General features: G+C 67.7%; 4 protein-coding genes. 2 read left to right on the top strand and 2 right to left on the bottom strand.

Features of this window, described 5'->3' with window-relative positions; all coding sequences use genetic code 11:
- Positions 1–191 precede the first annotated feature (191 nt).
- On the top strand, positions 192–500 hold the full coding sequence (locus STBA_RS19730; RefSeq protein WP_077060518.1) for a hypothetical protein: 309 nt from the start codon (positions 192–194) through the stop codon (positions 498–500).
- A gap of 290 nt (positions 501–790) precedes the next feature.
- On the top strand, positions 791–1273 hold the full coding sequence (locus tag STBA_RS19735) for an NUDIX hydrolase (RefSeq protein WP_171987741.1): 483 nt from the start codon (positions 791–793) through the stop codon (positions 1271–1273).
- 9 nt (positions 1274–1282) lie between these two features.
- Here STBA_RS19735 and STBA_RS19740 read toward each other — a convergent pair whose 3' ends face one another.
- Both STBA_RS19740 and STBA_RS19745 read right to left on the bottom strand, forming a co-directional pair.
- On the bottom strand, positions 1283–1714 hold the full coding sequence (locus tag STBA_RS19740) for a hypothetical protein (protein ID WP_143659535.1): 432 nt from the start codon (positions 1712–1714) through the stop codon (positions 1283–1285).
- Between the two features lie 493 nt (positions 1715–2207).
- On the bottom strand, positions 2208–2522 hold the full coding sequence (locus STBA_RS19745) for a hypothetical protein (RefSeq protein ID WP_077060521.1): 315 nt from the start codon (positions 2520–2522) through the stop codon (positions 2208–2210).
- Between the last annotated feature and the right edge of the window lie 70 nt (positions 2523–2592).

Consider the following 2592-nt stretch of genomic DNA (forward strand, 5'->3'; position numbering starts at 1 on the left):
ACTCCCCTTCCTCTGGTCGGCTGGCTGGCGCGTCACGGGTAGCTGCACACGGATACGGCGCGGCTGTCCCAGGGAGCCGGGCGGTAGGTCGTCTTCCGCGGGCAAGACTTCAGTAGGTTCTTCTTGCGGCACCGAAGAGTTCAGTCCGCCCCTGGTCGCCGACGTGCGGGCGAGCAAGAGAGGAACGCCCCTTGAGCTACACACACGGACCCCTGCCGCAATGGGATGCGGTCGGCGGCTACGGCAGCGGCACCTTCGAGGCCGGGGATCCGCACGGCGCCGTCTGGCGACTGTGGCTGGTCGAGCGGCCCGCCGACAGCGATCCGCTACCTCCTGGGTACCGGCTCGCCCCCCGTGACAATCTGACCAACCCCACGTTCGTCACCCGGGAGCACGGCCTGTACTACGCCATGGACGCAGCAGGGATGCGGATCGCAGCCGATGCTGTCCGAGCCGATCCTGAAGGCGCCGCGCGTCAGCTTGGGCTCGATGGAGAGTGACGCGCTGACCGCAGCCTGACCTGCACGCTGCAATCTTTCGTGCGGGCAATCGAGACCTGAAGCATCGCATGAAAGACTTCAGCGCCCAGATCAGAGACGTATCGGCTGCGATCTTGGTGCTGTCCTTCACGGCGGCGCAGGGCGAGCTTGGTAGACCTTCCCCTGCACCGGCACACCCGGCGGGGGACCCTTGACCGGCCCAAAGGGCAGAGTGGCGAGACGACCATTCGGAGAGGGACGACGTGGGGTGGGTTCAGACGGCGAGAGAACTGCTGCACCAGGGGCCATTCGTGGCCCTGTACCGAGACTCGGTGCTCCGCCCGGACGGCGCTGCTGGCACGTACGAGCACGTCGTCGTCGAGGACGGCGTGCGCGTCGTCGCTCTCGATGACGACGGCCAGGTCGTCCTGGTCGAGGACGACTTCTATCTCCAACAGCGCCGCGTCCTCCACCTCCCCGGCGGCGGCCGAGGGGGACAGGACCCACAGGCGGCCGCCATCCGAGAACTGGGGGAGGAGACCGGCCTTGTCGCGGGCGAGATGCGTCCGCTCGGCGTTATCGACCCCCTCCCGGCGACCACGGGCGCAAGGACCCATCTCTTCCTGGCCACGGCTCTGCGGCTAGGGCGGACGCATCGCGACGAGACCGAGATCGGAATGACGGTGCAGCGGTGGAAGTTGACGGCCGCCGTCGAGGCGGTTCGAGCCGGCCGGATCACCGAAGCCGGGAGTGTGGCTGCGTTGTTCTTGGCGGAACACGTGGCACGTGCGTAGGCGCGCGGTCTACGCTGCTGGCCGCTGCCGCCCGGTGATGTCGTGACCCGTGAAGTCGGCCAACTCGGCTTGGAGACGCACCAGATGCGCGTTCAGCCGCTCGGTCCGGCGCCGGGCCGTGTTGTACAACGGCCAGGCACGTACGCGGGCAGGGGCGGGGAACTCCCGATCGAGGCCAAGGCCAGTCTCGTCAGCGTCAGGCCGCGCCCGCTCACCGCAATACGTGACCCAGTGTTCCCGGAGCAAGGACAGCTCCAAGACGGCACTGCGAGCCTCGAACACCGGGAAGGCCAGCGGGTGATTCGGTTCGAGGGCGGTGAGTAGATCGCTCAAGGCCCGGTCTACATGGATGCTGTGCTCGACGGAGGCGCCGATGACGCGGTCCTCGTCGTCACCGTCCACGCCGTTCGCACTGACCGGCGCACGGAGAGCGATCGTCACCTGGGCCTTCCACGCCGCGGCGCGTGCCTCCGCGCCCCGGCTTCCCGCGGGCCGGAGCCTTCTGATCCAGGACACCCTCACCCTCACCCTCCGTCGGTGTCGTCGCACGTCACTCTGCCACCGCGCAAGGACCAGCACCACCGGGTCGGGGCGGTCCGGCCGAAGGATAGGAAATGCCCTGGCGGACTCCGGGCCATGCGGAGCCATCACGACGGCCGGAGCCGCCGTTGCGGAGACCGCTCGGCAAGCACGCCGTTGGCCACGAGCTGGGACAAGATCGTGAGACACGATGCCCTGGCCCGGGAGGCTGGCCCTTGCCGCGGCCGTCTGCAACTTCAGCCACGAAGGACGACTTCTTGGCATGGAGGTGTGTTCAGAGCGAGCCGCTTCGCCGCACGGGCGAGGGCTGTTGGCTGCCGGTGCTTCTGTCCAGCACGGTAGGTCCTCGGTGGCCGGTCGCTGCTCGATGGCGGACGGACAAACGCTGATCGCGCTACCCGCCGCTCTGCTTCTTGGCCTTGGCGTACTCCTTGCCGCTGCGGCCGCCGTTGGCGATGCGGGCCACGCTCGCGTACGTCAGGTTGAGAGCTGCGGCCTGTTCGTCGTAGGTCATCTGCCCTGAGTCCTTGAGGTGGTTGACGTCCTCCGAGCGGGCGTCGCGGAGGGCCTTCTGCAACTCGGGGATGGCGTTGAGCACCTCGCCCAGACGCTTGGCTCGGTCGATGGTGTGGGGATCAGCGAATAGCGGTTCCAGGGCGCTGAAGATCTCGGGAAGGACGCTGGTCTGTGGCTTCGTCTCGGCTGTCACGCCACGCAATCTTATCGGGTACCCGATTTGCTGTCAATCTCGCCTCTCGTGGCTGGGTGCGTGAACATTT

It is taken from the genome of Streptomyces sp. MP131-18 (assembly GCF_001984575.1).
Taxonomy (GTDB): domain Bacteria; phylum Actinomycetota; class Actinomycetes; order Streptomycetales; family Streptomycetaceae; genus Streptomyces; species Streptomyces johnsoniae.